The organism is Streptomyces sp. bgisy130 (assembly GCF_057708345.1).
The window spans coordinates 53,284-70,696 of sequence record NZ_JBYISA010000037.1 but is presented as its reverse complement, the minus strand read 5'-3'; the positions used below and the strand labels follow the sequence as shown (position 1 = coordinate 70,696).

The 17,413-nt window shown below is 72.6% G+C and carries 16 protein-coding genes; 8 read left to right on the top strand and 8 right to left on the bottom strand.

Annotated features, from left to right (window positions below):
• Window positions 1–68 precede the first annotated feature (68 nt).
• Together AC3EUV_RS31815 and AC3EUV_RS31810 are read right to left on the bottom strand one after the other, a co-directional pair.
• A complete protein-coding gene (locus AC3EUV_RS31815) occupies window positions 69–569 on the bottom strand; it encodes an ATP-binding protein (protein WP_432145547.1) in 501 nt (166 codons plus the stop codon).
• A gap of 170 nt (window positions 570–739) precedes the next feature.
• Window positions 740–1,108, bottom strand: coding sequence for an STAS domain-containing protein (locus AC3EUV_RS31810; RefSeq protein WP_018093152.1), 369 nt, complete (start codon window positions 1,106–1,108; stop codon window positions 740–742).
• A 261-nt stretch (window positions 1,109–1,369) separates the two neighbouring features.
• On the opposite strand from AC3EUV_RS31810, the gene AC3EUV_RS31805 reads away from it, so the two are divergent.
• Window positions 1,370–2,308 carry an RNA polymerase sigma factor SigF gene (locus AC3EUV_RS31805; RefSeq protein ID WP_432145597.1) on the top strand — a complete coding sequence of 313 codons (939 nt, stop codon included), beginning with the start codon at window positions 1,370–1,372 and terminating at the stop codon, window positions 2,306–2,308.
• Between the two features lie 162 nt (window positions 2,309–2,470).
• On the opposite strand, the gene hutI is transcribed toward AC3EUV_RS31805, so the two are convergent.
• The 4 genes from hutI to hutU are packed head-to-tail and all read right to left on the bottom strand — an operon-like array spanning window position 2,471 to window position 7,921.
• A complete protein-coding gene (gene hutI / locus AC3EUV_RS31800) occupies window positions 2,471–3,652 on the bottom strand; it encodes an imidazolonepropionase (protein WP_435604439.1) in 1,182 nt (393 codons plus the stop codon).
• 17 nt (window positions 3,653–3,669) lie between these two features.
• Window positions 3,670–5,025 (bottom strand): formimidoylglutamate deiminase, encoded by a 1,356-nt coding sequence (locus AC3EUV_RS31795; RefSeq protein ID WP_435604438.1) that lies wholly within the window; start codon window positions 5,023–5,025, stop codon window positions 3,670–3,672.
• Window positions 5,016–6,233, bottom strand: coding sequence for an allantoate amidohydrolase (locus AC3EUV_RS31790; protein WP_435604445.1), 1,218 nt, complete (start codon window positions 6,231–6,233; stop codon window positions 5,016–5,018). The genes AC3EUV_RS31795 and AC3EUV_RS31790 overlap by 10 nt, the downstream gene beginning before the upstream one ends.
• Window positions 6,234–6,250: 17 nt before the next feature.
• Window positions 6,251–7,921: a urocanate hydratase gene (hutU, locus tag AC3EUV_RS31785; protein WP_435604437.1), complete on the bottom strand. Its 1,671-nt coding sequence runs from the start codon at window positions 7,919–7,921 to the stop codon at window positions 6,251–6,253.
• Between the two features lie 218 nt (window positions 7,922–8,139).
• On the opposite strand from hutU, the gene AC3EUV_RS31780 reads away from it, so the two are divergent.
• From AC3EUV_RS31780 to AC3EUV_RS31760, 5 genes are all read left to right on the top strand, one after another.
• The gene (locus AC3EUV_RS31780) at window positions 8,140–8,646 is read left to right on the top strand and encodes a hypothetical protein (RefSeq protein WP_432145551.1); all 507 of its coding nucleotides are present in this window, start codon (window positions 8,140–8,142) and stop codon (window positions 8,644–8,646) included.
• Window positions 8,643–9,029, top strand: coding sequence for a transcriptional regulator (locus AC3EUV_RS31775; RefSeq protein ID WP_432145552.1), 387 nt, complete (start codon window positions 8,643–8,645; stop codon window positions 9,027–9,029). The genes AC3EUV_RS31780 and AC3EUV_RS31775 overlap by 4 nt, the downstream gene beginning before the upstream one ends.
• The gene (locus tag AC3EUV_RS31770) at window positions 9,026–10,015 is read left to right on the top strand and encodes an ABC transporter ATP-binding protein (protein ID WP_435604436.1); all 990 of its coding nucleotides are present in this window, start codon (window positions 9,026–9,028) and stop codon (window positions 10,013–10,015) included. The genes AC3EUV_RS31775 and AC3EUV_RS31770 overlap by 4 nt, the downstream gene beginning before the upstream one ends.
• A gap of 11 nt (window positions 10,016–10,026) precedes the next feature.
• Window positions 10,027–11,064, top strand: coding sequence for an ABC transporter permease (locus AC3EUV_RS31765; RefSeq protein WP_432145554.1), 1,038 nt, complete (start codon window positions 10,027–10,029; stop codon window positions 11,062–11,064).
• 165 nt (window positions 11,065–11,229) lie between these two features.
• A complete protein-coding gene (locus tag AC3EUV_RS31760; RefSeq protein WP_432145555.1) occupies window positions 11,230–12,564 on the top strand; it encodes a type III PLP-dependent enzyme domain-containing protein in 1,335 nt (444 codons plus the stop codon).
• A gap of 161 nt (window positions 12,565–12,725) precedes the next feature.
• Here AC3EUV_RS31760 and AC3EUV_RS31755 read toward each other — a convergent pair whose 3' ends face one another.
• Window positions 12,726–13,682 (bottom strand): MurR/RpiR family transcriptional regulator, encoded by a 957-nt coding sequence (locus AC3EUV_RS31755; RefSeq protein ID WP_432145556.1) that lies wholly within the window; start codon window positions 13,680–13,682, stop codon window positions 12,726–12,728.
• Between the two features lie 166 nt (window positions 13,683–13,848).
• A complete protein-coding gene (locus tag AC3EUV_RS31750; protein WP_435604444.1) occupies window positions 13,849–15,321 on the bottom strand; it encodes an aromatic amino acid ammonia-lyase in 1,473 nt (490 codons plus the stop codon).
• A gap of 185 nt (window positions 15,322–15,506) precedes the next feature.
• Here AC3EUV_RS31750 and AC3EUV_RS31745 point away from each other — a divergent pair, with 185 nt between their 5' ends.
• Both AC3EUV_RS31745 and AC3EUV_RS31740 read left to right on the top strand, forming a co-directional pair.
• Window positions 15,507–16,733: an ABC transporter ATP-binding protein gene (locus AC3EUV_RS31745; RefSeq protein ID WP_435604435.1), complete on the top strand. Its 1,227-nt coding sequence runs from the start codon at window positions 15,507–15,509 to the stop codon at window positions 16,731–16,733.
• Entirely contained in the window at window positions 16,730–17,407 is a 678-nt protein-coding gene (locus AC3EUV_RS31740) for an ABC transporter permease (RefSeq protein ID WP_435604434.1), read from the top strand. Before AC3EUV_RS31745 ends, AC3EUV_RS31740 begins: the two co-directional genes overlap by 4 nt.
• The last annotated feature ends 6 nt before the right edge of the window (window positions 17,408–17,413 follow it).

Sequence of the window (17,413 nt, the reverse complement as noted above, 5' to 3'; positions counted from 1 at the left end):
GGTCCCCAAAAACAAACACCCCCCCCCCCCCCCCCCCCCCCCTCAACTCTCCCCCGGCGAAGCCCCCTTCAGGACGGCGCGGCGAGCTCCGCCCATACGGTCTTGCCCGCACCGTCGGGGTGGCGCACCACGCCCCAGTCCAGACACAGCCGCTGCACGATGAACATGCCGTGACCACCCGGGCGGCCCGGACGGTGCGGGCTGCGCGGCGCCGGCTGGCCCGCACCGAGGTCGCTGACCTCCAGGTGCAGCACTTTGCCGGTGCAGCGCAGCCGCAGCTCCTCGGGCCCCTCGGCGTGCAGACAGGCGTTGGTGACCAGCTCCGAGACGACGAGCAGCACATCCTCCGCCGCGGCCCGCCGGTCCGCGCCGGCCGCCGGCAGCCAGCCCCAGTCGTGCAGCGCCTGCCGGGCGAAGTCACGGCCGCGCGCCACGGCCCCGCGGGCGCCCGCCAGGCGCAGCCGGCGGACCTGGCCCGCCGGAAGGGCTGCTGCCGGGGCGGCGGAAGCGCCGGCGCCGCCCGGCTCCGGGCCGAGATCGCCCGGCGGGTACGGCCGGGTGGTGCTCATCAGCGCTTCACCTCACCGATTCGCCTGTTCACGGAAAACAGATACTGACTGATTCAAGGATTCAGATGTCTCCTGCCCGACCGGGCCGTGAGAACACCCACTTCTTGGGTACGGAAGTTGTGACACGTACTACGTGCCCGGAATGCAACCTTCCGGGCTCGGCTGTCACGTCAGTCGGCCAGCGCCGCGTCGAGCGAGTCGTGCACCGTGAAGACCGCCTCCGCGCCCGTGATCTCGAAGACCCGCGCCACCACCGGCTGCATCCCCGCCAAATGCACCCCGCCCCCCTCGGCCTCCGCCTTCAGGCGCGCGCCGAGCAGCACATTGAGACCGGTGGAGTCCATGAACTCAAGGGGTGAGCAGTCCACCACCAGGCGTGCGTAGCCGTCGTCCACGCAGCCTTCCAGTGACTCACGCAACAGATCAGCCGTATGGTGATCCAGCTCACCGGAGACCGTCACCACCGCGCTGGCGCCGTGATGGCGGATCTCGACGTGAAGCCGGCCCCGGCTTGCACTGCCGACCGTCCCGCGGTCCATGCGCGCGCACCCCTCTTGCTGTCTAGACGACTGTTTGCTTACCGACTGCGCTCCGTCGAACCCTACGCCTTCCCGACGCCTCTCGGTAGCCGAACAATCCGCATATTGCTCAATATACGGACAACACGCACTTGCCATCTTCAGTCAAAGCCAGGTAGGCGTAGAAGCACACATTCGAAACGGCCGGCTTTGGAGGCGCCGCACACCGCAGCTTCGCGTAGAGGCATCGGCAGCCATATGCCGAGAACGATGGAGGAGACCATGTCACCCCGGCTCGACGAATTGCGCACCGACGACACCCGGCAGCCCGCATCGTCGACACCCCCGTCCGACCCGACCGGACAGATCCCTTCCCAGTCGCTGCCTGCCGAATCAGATCTGGCAGCACTGACCGAGATCGACGATCTGCCCGAGATCCCGCCGTTCGACGAGGTGGGCCCGGTGGACGCGAGGGCTCTGTCCAAGACCCTCTTCGAGCGACTCGAAACGCTCGAGGAAGGGACCCATGAATTCGCGTACGTCCGCAACACCCTGGTCGAGCTCAACCTCGCGCTGGTGAAGTTCGCGGCCTCCCGGTTCCGCTCCCGCAGCGAGCCCATGGAGGACATCGTCCAGGTCGGCACGATCGGCCTGATCAAGGCGATCGACCGCTTCGAACTCAGCCGCGGCGTCGAGTTCCCGACGTTCGCGATGCCGACCATCGTCGGCGAGATCAAGCGTTTCTTCCGCGACACCAGCTGGTCGGTGCGGGTACCGAGGCGGCTTCAGGAGCTGCGGCTGGACCTCGCCAAGGCCGGCGATGAGCTCGCGCAGAAGCTGGACCGGGCCCCCACGGTGCACGAACTCGCCGCGCGCCTGGACATCAGCCGTGACGAGGTCGTCGAGGGGATGGCCGCGAGCAACGCGTACACCGCGAGCTCGCTGGACGCCCAGCCCGAGGAGGACGACAGCGAAGGCGCGCTGGCGGACCGGATCGGCTACGAGGACCACGGGCTCGAAGGCATCGAGTACGTGGAGTCCCTCAAGCCGCTGATCGCCGAACTCCCGCCGCGTGACCGCAAGATCCTCTCGCTGCGCTTCGTCGCCAATATGACGCAGTCCGAGATCGGCGAGGAGCTGGGCATCTCCCAGATGCACGTCTCCCGTCTGCTCTCCCGCACCCTCGTCCGGCTCCGCAAGGGGCTGATGATCGACGAGTGAGGGACCCGCGGTCCCTGCCGGCCACCACGGCCGGCAGCCGCCCGCGCAAAGGAGGGCCTGCCCCGGGGTACTCGGGACGGGCCCTCCTTTGCTGTGTACGGGCGGGCGCGGTGCCGCGGTCCGCGCGGCGTACGACCGGCGCGGACCGTCAGGTGACCGCCGTCAGACGCGAACTCCCTTGTGCCACACGGCCGATACGAGCGGGACGCCCGGCCGGTAGGCGAGGTGGACGTGCGAGGGCGCGTCCAGGAGGGCGAGGTCGGCGCGGGCGCCGGGGGTGATCCGGCCGACGTCCGTGCGGCGCAGTGCGCGGGCGCCGCCCGCGGTCGCCGCCCACACGGCCTCGTCGGGGGTCATTCCCATGTCGCGGACGGCCAGCGCGATGCAGAACGGCATCGAACTCGTGAAGGACGAGCCGGGGTTGCAGTCCGTGGACAGGGCGACGGTGGCGCCGGCGTCGAGCAGCGGACGGGCGTCGGGCCACTGGGCGCGGGTGGAGAACTCGGCGCCCGGGAGCAGGGTGGCGACGGTGTCGGACTGCGCGAGGGCGTCGATGTCGGCCGCGCTGAGGTGGGTGCAGTGGTCGGCGGAGGCGGCGCCGAGCTCGACGGCGAGCTGGACGCCGGGCCCGTGGCCGAGCTGGTTGGCGTGCACCCGCGGCACCAGACCCTTGGCCTGTCCCGCGGTGAGGACGGCACGGGCCTGGTCGCCGTCGAAGGCGCCCTTCTCGCAGAAGACGTCGACCCAGCGGGCGTGCGGGGCGCAGGCGTCCAGCATCGGGCCGGTGACCAGGTCGACATAGCCGGCCGGGTCGTCGGCGTAGTCGGGCGAGACGATGTGCGCGCCGAGGAAGGTGACCTCGTCGGTGTGCTCGGCGGCGATGCGCAGCGCGCGGGCCTCGTCCTCGACGGTGAGCCCGTAGCCGGACTTGGTCTCCTGGGTGGTGGTGCCCTGGCGGAGCGCCTCGGCAAGGTAGCGGGCGATGTTCGCGTGCAGGGCCTCGTCGGTGGCGGCGCGGGTGGCGGCGACGGTGGTGCGGATGCCGCCGGCGGAGTAAGGGCGGCCGGACATCCGGGCGTTGAACTCCGCGGTACGGTCACCGGCGAAGACCAGGTGGGAGTGGGAGTCGACGAAGCCGGGGATCGCGGCCCGGCCGCCGGCGTCGACGGCGTTGTCAGTGGCGGGTGCTTTGCTGGAGGGACCGACCCAGGCGATGCGGTCGCCGTCGATGACGACCGCCGCGTCCTGGATCAGACCGAGGGGGCCTTCGCCGAGGGAGGGGTCGTTGGTGACGAGCTGGGCGATGTGGGTGATGGCGGTGGTGGGCGCGGAGGTCGTCGTCATCGCGGGGGTGTTCTCCTTCAGCCGCGTACGGCGGCGATGGATGCGGCGAGGGCGGTGGGTACGTCGGGGACAAGAGTGTGCACACCGTCCCGGACGATCTGCCGCCCGCCGACGATGGTGTGTCGTACGTCCGCCGCGGAGGCGGCGAATACTGCCGTTTCGGCGGCCAGCCGGGGCGGTGGCCCGGCGGTGCGTACGGAGTCCAGTGCGATCGTGGTGAGGTCGGCGAGCGACCCGGCTTCCAGAGTCCCGGCGTCGTCCCAGCCCAGGGCGGCGTGACCGTCGGCGGTCGCGGCGCGCAGCAGGGCGGCGGCCGTCCAGTGCCCGCGGGTGTGGGTGCGCAGCCGTTCGTCGAGCTCCATGGCGCGGGCCTCTTCGAGCAGGTCGATGACGGCGTGGCTGTCGCTGCCGAGGGAGAGCGGGCTGCCCTGCCGCTGGACGCGGGCGGCCGGGCCGATGCCGTCGGCGAGGTCGCGTTCGGTGGTGGGGCACATGCACACGCCCGTGTGGGAGCCGCCGAGGAGCGCGATGTCCTCATCGGTGAGGTGGGTGGCGTGCACGGCGGTGGTGCGGGGGCCCAGCGCGCCGTGGTCGGCGAGCAGTTGGGTGGGGGTGACGCCGTGGGCGTCGCGGCAGGCGTCGTTCTCGGCGGTCTGCTCCGAGAGGTGGACGTGCAGGGGGGCCTGCCGTTCGCGGGCCCAGTCCGCGACGGTGCCGAGCTGGCCTGCGGGGACGGCGCGTACGGAGTGGATGGCGGCGCCGATGCGGGCGTGCGGGCGCTCCTTGAGTGCCTCGGCGCGCTGGGCCCAGTGGTCGGCGGTGCCGTCGGAGAAGCGCAGCTGGTGGTGGTTGGGCGCGGCGCCGAAGCCGGCCGAGAGATAGGCGGTGTCGAGGAGGGTGATGCGGATGCCGGCCTCGTCGGCGGCGGCGAGCAGCGCCTCGCCCATGGCGTTGGGGTCGCTGTAGCGGGTGCCGCCGGGCGCGTGGTGCAGATAGTGGAATTCGCCGACGCAGGTGATGCCGGCCAGCGCCATCTCGGCGTAGGCGGCGCGGGCGAGGGTGAAATAGCTGTCGGGGGTCAGCCGGTCGGCGACGCTGTACATGATCTCGCGCCAGGTCCAGAAGGTGCCGGTGCCGACCTGGACGGCGCCGCGCAGGGCGCGGTGGAAGGCGTGCGAGTGGGCGTTGGCGAGACCGGGGAGGGTCAGGCCGCGCAGCGCGGTGGCGCCGGGCGGCGGGGTGTCCACCCCGGTACGGACGGCGGTGATCCGCCCGTCCGCGGTGTCCACCGCCACGCCCGGCTCGACGTGGGTGCCGAGCCAGGCGTGTTCGAGCCAGTACGTCGTCGGTGTTGCCTGCGGCGTCAGTGGCACGCCAGCCCCTCCAGTACGTCGGCGAGTGCGGTGACCCCGGTGACGCAGTCGTCCTCGTCGGCCGCTTCGGCGGGCGAGTGCGAGACCCCGGTGGGGTTGCGGACGAACAGCATCGCGGTGGGGACGGTGCCGGACAAAATACCGGCGTCATGCCCGGCGCCGGTGCCCAGGACGGGCACGGCCCGCTCTCCCGTCTTGCCGAGGATCGCGCTCAGCTCGTCCCGGAGGGCGTGCTGGAACTCCACGACGGGGGTGAAGGATTCCCGGACGACGGTCAGGTCCACCCCGTCGCGGGCGGCGCGCTCGGCGGCGGCCCGCTCGATGCCGGTGATCACGGTGTCGAGGGTCTCCTGGTCAGCCGCGCGGGAGTCGAGCCAGCCGCGGACCAGCGAGGGGATGGCGTTGACGCCGTTCGGCTCCACGCTGATCTTCCCGAAGGTGGCCAGGGCCCCGGCCAGCCGGGCCTGTTCGCGGGCGGCGAGCACGGTCGCGGCATAGCTGAGCATCGGGTCCCGGCGGTCGTCGAGACGGGTGGTGCCGGCGTGGTTGGCCTCGCCGTGGAAGTCGAACCGCCAGCGGCCGTGCGGCCAGATGGCGGAGGCGATGCCGACCGCGTCGCCGGAAAGGTCGAGGGCGCGGCCCTGCTCGACGTGGAGTTCGACGAACGCGCCGATCCGGGCGAGCCGTTCGGGGTCCGGGCCGATGGCCTCGGGGTCATATCCGGCGCGCTCCATGGCCTGCGGGAGGGTGATGCCGTCGCCGTCGCGCAGCCGGTGCGCGGCCTCGGGGGTCAGCGCCCCGGCGGCGAGCCGGGAGCCGACGCAGGCCAGGCCGAAGCGGGCACCTTCCTCGTCGCCGAAGTTGACGATCGCCAGCGGCTTGCCGAACTCCGCTCCCCTCCGGCGCAGTTCGTCCAGCGCGGCGAAGGAGGAGACGACACCCAGCGGGCCGTCGAAGGCGCCGCCGTCCGGTACGGAGTCCAGGTGCGAGCCGGTGACGACGGCGTCGCCGGGGGCCACGTCCTGGTAGCCGGTGGCGCCGAGCCAGGCCCACTGGTTGCCGTTGCGGTCCAGTTCGTAGGCGAGCCCACGGGCCTCGGCCTGGGCCCGGAACCACGCGCGGCAGTCGGCGTCGGCGCCGGTCCAGGCGTAGCGGCGGTAGCCCCCGGAGGAGGAGTCACGGCCCAGGGGCCGCAGCTCCTCCCACATCTCGTGGAACGAGGAGGTCACGCGCCCTCGCCTTCGCCCTCGCGCATCGGGATGCGGACGCCGCGCTCGGCGGCCACCTCGTCGGCGCGCTCATAGCCCGCGTCGACATGCCGGATGACGCCCATGCCGGGGTCGTTGGTGAGCACCCGGCGGATCTTCTCGCCGGCCAGCGGGGTGCCGTCGGCGACGGTGACCTGCCCGGCGTGGATCGAGCGGCCCATGCCGACGCCGCCGCCGTGGTGCAGCGAGACCCAGGAGGCGCCGGAGGCGACATTGACCATGGCGTTGAGCAGCGGCCAGTCGGCGATCGCGTCGGAGCCGTCCTTCATGGCCTCGGTCTCGCGGTAGGGCGAGGCGACGGAGCCGCAGTCGAGGTGGTCCCGGCCGATGGCCAGCGGGGCGCGCAGGGTGCCGTCGGCGACCATCTCGTTGAAGCGCTCACCGGCCTTGTCGCGCTCGCCGTAGCCGAGCCAGCAGATCCGGGCGGGCAGGCCCTGGAAGTGGACCCGCTCACCGGCCATCTTGATCCAGCGGGCCAGCGACTCGTTCTCCGGGAAGAGGTCCAGGATCGCCTTGTCGGTGGCGGCGATGTCCCGGGCGTCGCCGGACAGCGCGGCCCAGCGGAACGGGCCCTTGCCCTCGGCGAACAGCGGCCGGATATAGGCGGGGACGAAGCCGGGGAAGGCGAAGGCCCGCTCGTATCCGGCGAGTTGGGCCTCGCCGCGGATCGAGTTGCCGTAGTCGAAGACCTCGGCGCCGGCGTCCATGAAGCCGACCATGGCCTCGACGTGCCGGGCCATCGACTCGCGCGCCCGCTGGGTGAAGTCGGCGGGCTTCTCCGCCGCGTAGGCGGCCATGTCGTCGAAGTCGATACCGACCGGCAGATAGGCCAGCGGGTCGTGGGCGCTGGTCTGGTCGGTGACGATGTCGATCGGGGCGCCCTCGGCGAGCATCTGCGGCAGCAGCTCGGCGGCGTTGCCGAGCAGACCGATGGAGAGCGGCTTGCGCTGGTCGCGGGCCTCGACGGCGAGTTCGAGTGCGTGCTTGAGGCTGTCCGCCTTCACGTCCAGGTAGCGGTGCTCGATCCGGCGCTCGATCGCCCGCGGGTCGACGTCGATGCAGATCGCGACGCCGTCGTTCATGGTGACGGCGAGCGGCTGGGCGCCGCCCATGCCGCCGAGGCCGGCGGTGAGGGTGATGGTCCCGGCGAGCGTGCCGTGGAACTTCTTGGCGGCGACGGCGGCGAAGGTCTCGTAGGTGCCCTGGAGGATGCCCTGGGTGCCGATGTAGATCCACGAACCGGCGGTCATCTGCCCGTACATGGTCAGGCCGAGGGCCTCCAGGCGGCGGAACTCCTCCCAGTTGGCCCAGTCGCCGACGAGGTTGGAGTTGGCGATGAGCACCCGCGGGGCCCATTCGTGCGTCTGCATCACGCCGACCGGCCGGCCGGACTGGACGAGCATCGTCTCGTCCTGCTTGAGCGTGGTGAGCGTGCGCACCATCGCGTCGAAGGAGCGCCAGTCACGCGCGGCCTTGCCGGTGCCGCCGTAGACGACGAGCTTGTCCGGGTGCTCGGCCACCTCCGGATCGAGGTTGTTCTGGAGCATGCGCAGCGCGGCTTCCTGCTGCCATCCCCGAGCACTCAGCTCCGTGCCGCGCGGTGCCCGCACGGGTCGCGGTCCCGACATGGGCCCTGCCTCCCTGACGTCGAATGGATTGAGCTATTCACATATTGGGGTCGATGAATAGTGCTAGTCAACAGGACGCGGTGCGCCACTCGCGGCGAGCCGCGCGAACCGGCCAATCCCTCTGCGATTTTTGACTTGCCCACCGGGAAAGTCTGCGCTAACTTTCCTAGTAGGCAAGTAAACGGGGATCGTTCGACCGCCTTGGGGAGGCGATGGCCATGACCACGACCGTGGATGCCGAACAGGCCTGGCAGGATCTACAGCGCATCCGGGTGCCGCAGGAGCGGGTGTACGACGAAATCGAGAGAACCGCCCAGGACGACACCGGGGCGACGTACACCACCGCCGCCATCATGTGGGTCTTCCTCGCCGTCTCCGGCCTGGATCTGCCCAAGTGGGCGTTCTGGCTGGCGCTGACCGCCTATATCGCCGTGCTGGGCACCCTGGCGGTGGTCTACAACCGCCGCACACGGATGCGGCTGCACCGCTCGCGCCACAGCTGGCGGTCGTTCGCGACCTTCTTCGCGGGCATGGTGGTGACCCTCGTGGCCATCCTGCTCTCCGGCCAACTGGTCGAGTGGCTGGCGCTGCCGTTCGGCAGCCTCGTCCAGGCCACCCTCTCGTCGGCCACCTTCCTGCTCTTCGTCGGCCCGGCGAACCGCTGGGCGGTCAGCGCACTCCGCGACCGGGCCGGCAGAGCCACCCACCAGGAGGCGGTCCGATGAGCACCCCGAGCGGCTTCGACGAACTGATCCACCCCTCCACCCGGCTGTCCGTGGTGGCGCTGCTCGCCGCCACGGAGTGGGCCGACTTCCCCTTCATCCGCGACAGCCTCTCGCTCAGCGACTCCGCGCTCTCCAAACAGCTGCACACCCTGGAAGAGGCCGGATATCTGGAGATCCGCAAGGAAGGCGGCGGCCGCAAACGCCGCACCAAGGTACGGCTGACGAGCCGCGGCCGGACCGCCTTCGAGGGACATGTTGCCGCGCTCCGGGCCATCGTCGAGGGCGCGGGGCCCGCCGCGGCGGCGGGGAAGGCGCCGGAGGCCGCCGCCCCGACGGCATCAGTCACCCAGCAACGGCAACACCACGCGAAGGCGGGCCGATGACGACGACCGACCACCAGCCCGTAGACCAGGCCGTGACGACTCCGGCACCCACGGGCTCCCCCACCCCGCAACCCGTCATCCGGGTACGCGACATGCGGATGTCGTACGGCAGCACGCATGTCCTGCACGGCATCGACCTGGACATCCACCGCGGCGAGATCTTCGCGCTGCTCGGCCCCAACGGCGCCGGGAAGACCACCACCGTCGAGATCCTGGAGGGCTTCCGGAAGCGTTCCGCCGGCGAGGTCGCCGTCCTGGGCACGGACCCGGCGTGCGGCGACGACGCCTGGCGCGCGCGGATCGGCCTGGTCCTTCAGTCCTGGCGCGACCACCGCCGCTGGCAGGTCGCCGAGCTGCTGACGCACTTCGCCACGTACTACCCGCGGCCGCGCGACCCGGCCGAACTCCTCGCCCTGGTGGGCCTCACCGAGCAGGCCCGCCAGCAGGTGGACCGGCTGTCCGGCGGCCAGCGCCGCCGGCTGGACGTCGCACTCGCCATCGTCGGCCGCCCCGAGCTCCTCTTCCTGGACGAGCCGACGACCGGCTTCGACCCCGAGGCCCGGCGCGACTTCCACGATCTGGTCGAACGGCTCGCCCGCGACGAGGGCGTCACGATCCTGCTCACCACCCACGACCTGGCCGAGGCCGAGCGGCTGGCCGACCGTATAGCGATGCTGGTCAACGGCCGGATCCGGGCCCATGGCACCCCGTCGGAACTGGCCCGCAGGGCCGCCGCCCGGGCCGAGGTCCGCTGGACGGCACCCGACGGCACGGCCCGGCGCGAACGTACCGAGGACCCGTCCCAGCTGGTCTGGGAACTCCACCGGGAGACGGGGGGACCGGTCGCCGACCTGGAGGTCCGGCGGCCGACGCTGGAGGACACCTATCTGCACATGGTCCACCGGGACACCGGGGACGGCGCCGGCACCGGGACCACGGGCGCGAGCGAGGCCACGGCCTCGGACGGGGAGAAGCGAGCCGCATGAGGGGGACCGACATGAGCACCGGAACGGAAACGACCGGAACGGAAACGACCGGGGCGGAAACGGCCGGGATGACAACGACAGCGGCGACGGACGCGGCCGAGGGGGCCGGCACCCCGCGGGCCACGGCCCCGGCGGGCAGCACCGGCCCGGTCCGCCCGACCGCTGTGGAGCCCCGGGAGGCCGGCGCCCCGCACCTGCGCCGCCGCTATTGGCGGGCCGGCGTCCTGCGCGGCGGCATCGAGCTGCGCCACCTCCTGCGCACCCCCAAGGAGTTGAGCGGCCATCTGATCAATGTCGTCGTGGCACTGGCGCTCGCCGGCTATCTCAGCGACAAGGTGCCCGGCACCCAGATCCCGATGGCCCATCTGACGCTCTCGGGCTTCGCCGCCTATCTGCTGTTCCAGATCGGGCTGGTCAACCTCCCGCAGATCCTGGTGACCGAGCGCGAGGAGGGCGCGCTGCTGCGGCTGCGGGCCACCCCCGGCGGCATACCGGCCTATCTGGTCGCGAAGTCGCTGCTGGTGGTCGCGATGGCGTTCGGCACGCTGGTCCTGCTGCTGGGATCGGCCGCGCTGCTGGTGGACGGTCCGCTGCCGCACGGGCCGGGAGGCTGGCTGACGCTGCTGTGGGTCAGTGCGCTCGGCCTGCTCGCCGTCGTACCGCTGGGAGCGGCCATCGGCGCCGTGCTCCCGAACCCCCGTGAAGCCCTGGCCCTGATCATGCTGCCCGTCATGGCGCTGCTGATCACCTCCGGGGCGATGTTCCCGATCGGCTCGCTGCCCGCGGTGGTCCAGAAGATCGCCTCGGTCTTCCCGCTCAAGTGGATGGCGCAGGGCCTGCGCTCGGCGCTCCTGCCGGACGCCGCCCGCGCCGCGGAACCAGCCGGCTCCTGGGAACTCCCGACCGTGGCCCTGATACTCACCACCTGGGCCGTCCTCGGCTTCCTCCTCGCCATCCCTCTCCTCCGCCGCGCCGCCCGCCGCGAGTCCGGCTCCCGCCTCGCCGAACGCCACCGCAAGGCGTCGCTGAGCGGGGGACGGGGGGTCTGAGCACGGGAGGACTGAGGACGCGGCGGGGGTAAGGGGGCCGGGCCGGGCGGGCCGGGGGGCTCGGGAGCGCCCTGACCAGCGCCTTCTCCCCCGCTCCCGCCATGCCCCCGCCATGCCCCCGGTGTGCGTTGGCGTCGTACCCCCAGCCAATGATGGAGTTGTGTCATGACGTTCACGGACCGGGACCGAGCCGTAGAGGCAGCCGTTGCGCGGGGGCTGGTGGGGGCCGGGGAGCCCGTGGCCGGGCTGCTGGACATTGCCGGGATCCGGCGTTCGGTGGGTGAACTCCGCGCCGCGTTCGAGGAGTTCACCGCTCCGGGCACCCCGGTCCTGCACGCCTTCGCGGTGAAGGCCGCCTCGCTCGTGCCCGTACTGCAGCTGCTCGCGCAGGAGGGGCTCGGCTGCGAGGTGGCCAGTCCCGGTGAGCTGGCGCTGGCCCGTGCCGCCGGGGTGCCGGTCGCGCGGACCGTCCTGGACTCGCCCGCCAAGACCGTCGCCGAGCTGCGGGAGGCGCTGGCCCTCGGGATCGCCGTCAACGCCGACAACCCCGAGGAACTGGCGCGGATCGATGCACTGATGGCCTCCGCGCCGAGCTCCGCGCCCATCGGCCTGCGGGTCAATCCGCAGATCGGCGGCGGCACGATCGGGGCGATGAGCACCGCCACCGACACCTCCAAGTTCGGTGTCGCGCTGCGCGACGAGGGCGCCCGCGCGTGGGTCGTAGGCGCCTTCCTCGCCCGCCCGTGGCTGACCCGGCTGCACGCCCATGTCGGCTCGCAGGGCATGCCGCTGGAGCTGATGGCGGCGGGCGTACGGGCGCTGTTCCTGCTGGCCGAGGAGATCAACGAGAAGGCCGGCCGGCGCCAGATCGACACCCTCGACATCGGCGGCGGTCTGCCGGTGAATTTCTCCTCGGACGCCCAGAGCCCGACCTACCGCGAGTACGCCGCACTGCTCCACGCGGCCGTGCCCGGCCTGCTGTCCGGACGCTACGGCCTCGTCACCGAATTCGGCCGCTCACTGCTGGCCAAGCACGGCACGGTCCTCGCCCGCGTCGAGTACGCGAAGTCGGCCGGCGGCCGGCCGATCGCGGTCACCCATGCCGGCGCCCAGGTCGCCACCCGTACGGTCTTCGTCCCCGAGGCCTGGCCGATCCGGGTCGCCGGCTACGACGCCGAAGGGCGCCCCAAGACGGGCGCTCCGGTCGGCCAGGACATCGCCGGGCCGTGCTGCTTCGCGGGTGACCTGGTCGCCGAGAACCGGCCGCTCCCCCTCCTGGAGGCCGGCGACCACGCCGCCCTCCTGGACACCGGCGCGTACTACTTCTCCACCCACTTCGCCTACAACTCCCTCCCCCGCCCCGGGATTTACGGCTACGCCCCGGACCCCGACGGCGCCCTCCGCTTCGCGACCATCCGCACCCCGCAGACCCTGGAGGAACTCACCACGGAGAGCGGCTCGGCCCACGCGGCGTCCCTCCACGACCTCGGCCGCCCGTAGGAGCAGGGAGAGCGCCGCCCGCACCTCGCGGACGCCACCGGAACGGGTGAGGCCCGCCCCGCCTCCCGCACGTCACTCCACGCGCCACGCGCTCCACACGCCACCGCGCTCCCCTGCCCGGCCCCCGCTTGCCCCCCGGCTTGCCCCCCGCTTGCCCCCGCTCACTCCACGAACAGCCCCCGGGCCGCCGCCCGGGCGTCGAACTGTTCCAGGCGGGCCTGGGCGTCGGGCAGGGCGTCGCACATGGCTTCCAGGAGGACGCGGCCCAGGAGCATGGGGGCGCAGGCCGTGTCGAAGGCCAGGCCGGTGCCGACGGGGGCCGGGAGGAGGAGGTCGGTGTGGTGGGCGACGGGGGCGAAGGCGCTGTCGGCGACGGTGACGACGGTGAGACCGGCCGTGCGGGCGTACTCCAGCGCGTCCACGACCTCGCGGGGGTGGCGGGGCAGGGCGAAGCAGAGGAGGGCGCTCGCACCGGCGCGTACGGCGGCGTCGATACGGTCGGTGAGCATGGTGCCGCCCTCGTCGAGCAGCCGGACGTCGGGGTGGACCTTGCGGGCGAAGTAGCTGAAGCCGGCGGCCTGGGCGGTGGCGGCGCGCAGGCCGAGGACGGGCAGCGGGCGGGAGGCGGCGAAGAGGCGGCCGGCCTCGATCACCGGTGACGGGTCGGCGAGGGCGGCGGCGAGATGACGGAGGTTGTCGATCTCGGCCTGCACGGCCTGCTGGTACTCGTTGTAGGAGCCGGTGTCGTCGGGCTTGTCCGTGGGGGCGACCTCGCGCAGATGGCGGCGGAGCGCCGGGTAGCCGTCGAAGCCGAGGGCGACGGCGAAGCGGGTGACGGACGGCTGGCTGACACCGGCCAGTTCGGCCAGTTCGACGCTGGAGAGGAACGGCGCGTCGGCGGCCCGGCGCACCATGCAGTGGGCGATCCGGCGCTGGGTGGGGGTCAGCCGGTGCCCCTCGAAGAGCTTCTGGAGCCGGGCGGCGGTGCCGGTGTCCATACCCGTGTCCATACCGGCGTCCGCTCCGGCCTGAATGCCGGTGTCCGCTCCGGCCTCCCGCCCGGCGCCCGCACCGCCGGTCACGCCCGTCCCACCGCCGTTGTCCCCGTCCCCGCTCATCGCCTCTTCTTCCCGGCCCGGTCGGGGGCCTTGTCCTGTGTCGACCGACTGTACGGAATTCCTGGCCCGCTCCGGTCCCGGGTACGCCACGCGCTCCGGCCGCACGGGGCCGGCCCGGGCGCCGGCGCCCACCGCCGCACAGCCCCACCGCCGCACACCCGAGCCCTCACACCCCCGCCAACCCATCCAGCAACCCCATCGCCACCGCCACGTCATCGGTCAGCGGACGGTCCTCCATCCGCGGGTCGAGGGCCTCCGCGGCGAGCGAGAAGGCGGTGGCGAGGGGCAGGCCGGGGTCGGGTTCCAGGGAGCGCATGCGCAGGGCGCGGATGGCGGCGACCAGTTCGCAGGCCAGGATCTGGCGGTAGTAGGTGCAGGCGCGCAGGGCCTGGCGGGCGCCGAGGGAGGCGAAGCTGGCCTGTTCCTCGACGCCGCGGGAGAGGACGGCGTGGCCGAGTGAGGCCGGGTGGGAGACCGCGCGCATCTCGCCGAGCGCCGCACCGGCCGCGTATTCGAGGATCATCACGCCGGAGCTGGCGGGCGCCGCGTCACCCAGGAACGGCCGCAGCCGGGTGAGGTCGGGCTCGGAGAGCGCGGCGAGCCGGGCGGTGGACAGCCGGGCGGTCTGGAGCACGGCCAGCCGGAAGGTGTCCAGGGCGAGCGCGGCATGCGCGGCGTAGAAATTGCCGTGGTGGTAGGCGGCCTGGTCCTCGATGCTGATCAGCGGGTTCTCGGCGGCGGCGTTCACCTCGACGGTCAGCACCCCGTCCAGGGTGTCGGCGGCGTCCAGTGCCGGGCCGTGGATCTGCGGCAGACAGCGGAAGCCGTACGGGTCCTGGATGCGGCCGAGGGGAGCGCTGGGGCGGGTCGGGATGCCGGAGAGGGCGCGCAGCCGGGCGGCGGCGGCCGCGGAGCCGGGGTGCGGGCGGGCGAGCATGACCGGCTCGGCGAAGGGTTCGTAGGAGCCGCCGACCGCGAGGAGGGAGAGCGCGGCGATCGGGAGCGAGGCGGCCAGCAGCCGGCGCAGTTCGTCGAGGGCGAGCGCCGACTGGCCGAGGGTGAGGGCGTTGCTGCTGATCAGGGCGAGGGCGTCGTTGTTGTCGAGGGCGATGGGGGCGGGGGCCCGGCCGCCGGGCGCGCAGTGCCAGGGGTGTTCGCCGGCCAGCGCGAGGCCGGTCTGGGCGAGCGCGGCCAGGTCGCCGGTGCCGACCGCGCCGTGTTCGTTGACGACGGGGTGGGCGCCGGCGTCCAGGGCGTCGAGCAGGGAAGTGATGACGGCGGGGTTCAGGCCGGCGCCGCCCGCCAGCAGCTGGTTGGCGCGTACCGCGAGCATGGCCCGGACCTCCCGGGCGGGCAGCGGGTCGCCGATCGCGCCGGCGTGGCTGCGCAGCAGTCGCAGTCCGTGTTCGGCGTCGGCGGCCCCGACGTCCTCCGTGCGGTTGGCGCCGACGCCGGTGCTGCGCCCGTAGACCCGGCCGCCGGCGGCGAGGCGGCGGGCGGTTTCCCAGGATTCCCCGGCGCGGGCGAGGGCCTTGGGGTCGGGCGCCGTGGGGTGTGCGGTGTGCTCGGCGAGGGCGGCGATATCGGTGGTGTGCAGAGTGCTGCCGTCGAGCGTGATGGGTCGGCCGTTGTCCAGCATGTGGGAAACCAAGGGGCTCAACTCCCTCTTTTAACGCGCTTTATGAACGGAAGTCCGACACCTCGTTCCGTACGGTGAGCCGAAGTAAAAGGCGGGGTAACAGGCGATGCGCTCCCACCTATTGACTTCTATTCACGTGCCTAAGACTCTGCATGATGCTATGCAGGACGGGCAAGGGGCAGCGGATGATCAAGTTCGACGCAGTCAGCAAGCGATACCCGAATGGCACCACCGCCGTGGACGAGCTGTCCCTGGACCTGCCCGAGGGCGGCGTCACCGTCCTCGTCGGCTCGTCGGGATGCGGCAAGACGACCACCCTGCGGATGGTCAACCGCATGGTCGAACCGACATCCGGCACGATCAGCGTCGGCGGCCGCGACATCCTGGAGGCGGACGCCGCCGAGCTGCGCCGCGGCATCGGCTACGTCATCCAGCAGTCCGGTCTCTTCCCTCACCGTACGATCCTGGACAACATCGCGACGGTCCCGCTGCTGCTGGGCTGGGGCAGGCGTAAGGCCCGCGCCCGCGCCGCCGAGCTGCTGGAGCTGGTCGGTCTGCCCGCCGACGCCGGCAAGCGCTATCCGCACCAGCTCTCCGGCGGCCAGCAGCAGCGCGTCGGCGTGGCCCGTGCGCTCGCCGCCGACCCGCCGGTCCTCCTGATGGACGAGCCGTTCGGCGCGGTCGACCCGGTCGTCCGCACCCAGCTCCAGAACGAGCTGCTGCGGCTCCAGGAGGAGCTGCGCAAGACCGTCGTCTTCGTCACCCACGACATCGACGAGGCGGTCCGGCTGGGCGACCGGATCGCGGTCTTCCGCACCGGCGGCCGGCTCGTCCAGTGCGCCGCGCCCGCCGAGCTGCTGGCCCGCCCCGCCGATGACTTCGTCGCCGACTTCCTGGGCGCCGAGCGCGGTCTCAAACTGCTCTCGCTCACCGAGCTCGCGGACGTGCCGTACGCCCCCGGCAGGGCGATACGCGCGGACGAGCCGGTCAGCGGGATCTCCCGCGACGGCGACCGCTGGCGCCTGGTGACCTCCTCGCGCGGCGCACCGCTGGGCTGGCTGGACACCGACGCGCTGCCCGCCGCGGGCACCGCCGGCGAGGCCCCCCTGGAGGCCGTACGGCCGCTGCGCGACACCGATTCGCTCCTCTCCGCGCTCAACGAAGCCGTCTCCTCCCCGGCCGCCGCGGTCGCCCGGGTCACCGAGGACGGCGTCCTGACCGGCGTCACCTCCCGCGACGCCATCCACGAACGGGCCGGCCGCAGCCACGCGGAGGCGGGCCGGGCGGCGGCCGCCACGGCATCCGCCCCGGGGTCCGCCACGAAGCCGCGAGCCTCCGGGGACGCCGAAGACGCCGCGCCCCGCAAGACCCCCTCTGCCCCGGAGCCGTCCGCCCCGGAGTCCTCCGCATGACCATCGAGTGGGGCTGGTTCCCCGACCACGCCGACGAGATGGCCCGCCTCACCGTGGACCACCTCGCCACCGCCGTCCCCGCGGTCCTCCTCGGCCTGCTGATCGCGCTGCCGCTGGCGGTCCTCGCCCACCGGGTACGGCCGCTGCGCGGCTTCGTCCTCGGCACGTCCAACATCCTCTACACCATTCCCTCGCTGGCCTTCTTCGTCCTGCTGCTGCCGGTCACCGGCCTGACCCGCACCACCGCGATCGTCGGTCTGACCGCGTACACCCTGGTCGTGCTGGTGCGGAACACCGTCGAGGGCCTGGACGCGGTCCCGGTCAAGGCCCGTGAGGCATCCCGGGCGATGGGGACCCGGCCGCTGCGCACCCTGCTCACGGTCGAGCTGCCGCTGGCCCTCCCGGTGATCATGGCGGGCGTACGGGTCGCCACCGTCATGTCGATCTCCCTGGTCAGTGTGGCCAGTTACATCGGCTACGGCGGCCTCGGCCAGCTCTTCACCGACGGCTTCCAGCGCAACTACCCCACCCCGGTCATCGCCGGTGTGGCACTGACCCTGCTGCTCGCCCTGGTCGCCGACGCGCTGCTGGTGACCGTCCAGTGGCTGTGCACCCCCTGGCGGCGCGGCACCACCTCCCGGCAGCGCACCTCTCTGCGGCGGAAGGCAGCGTGACGCGCC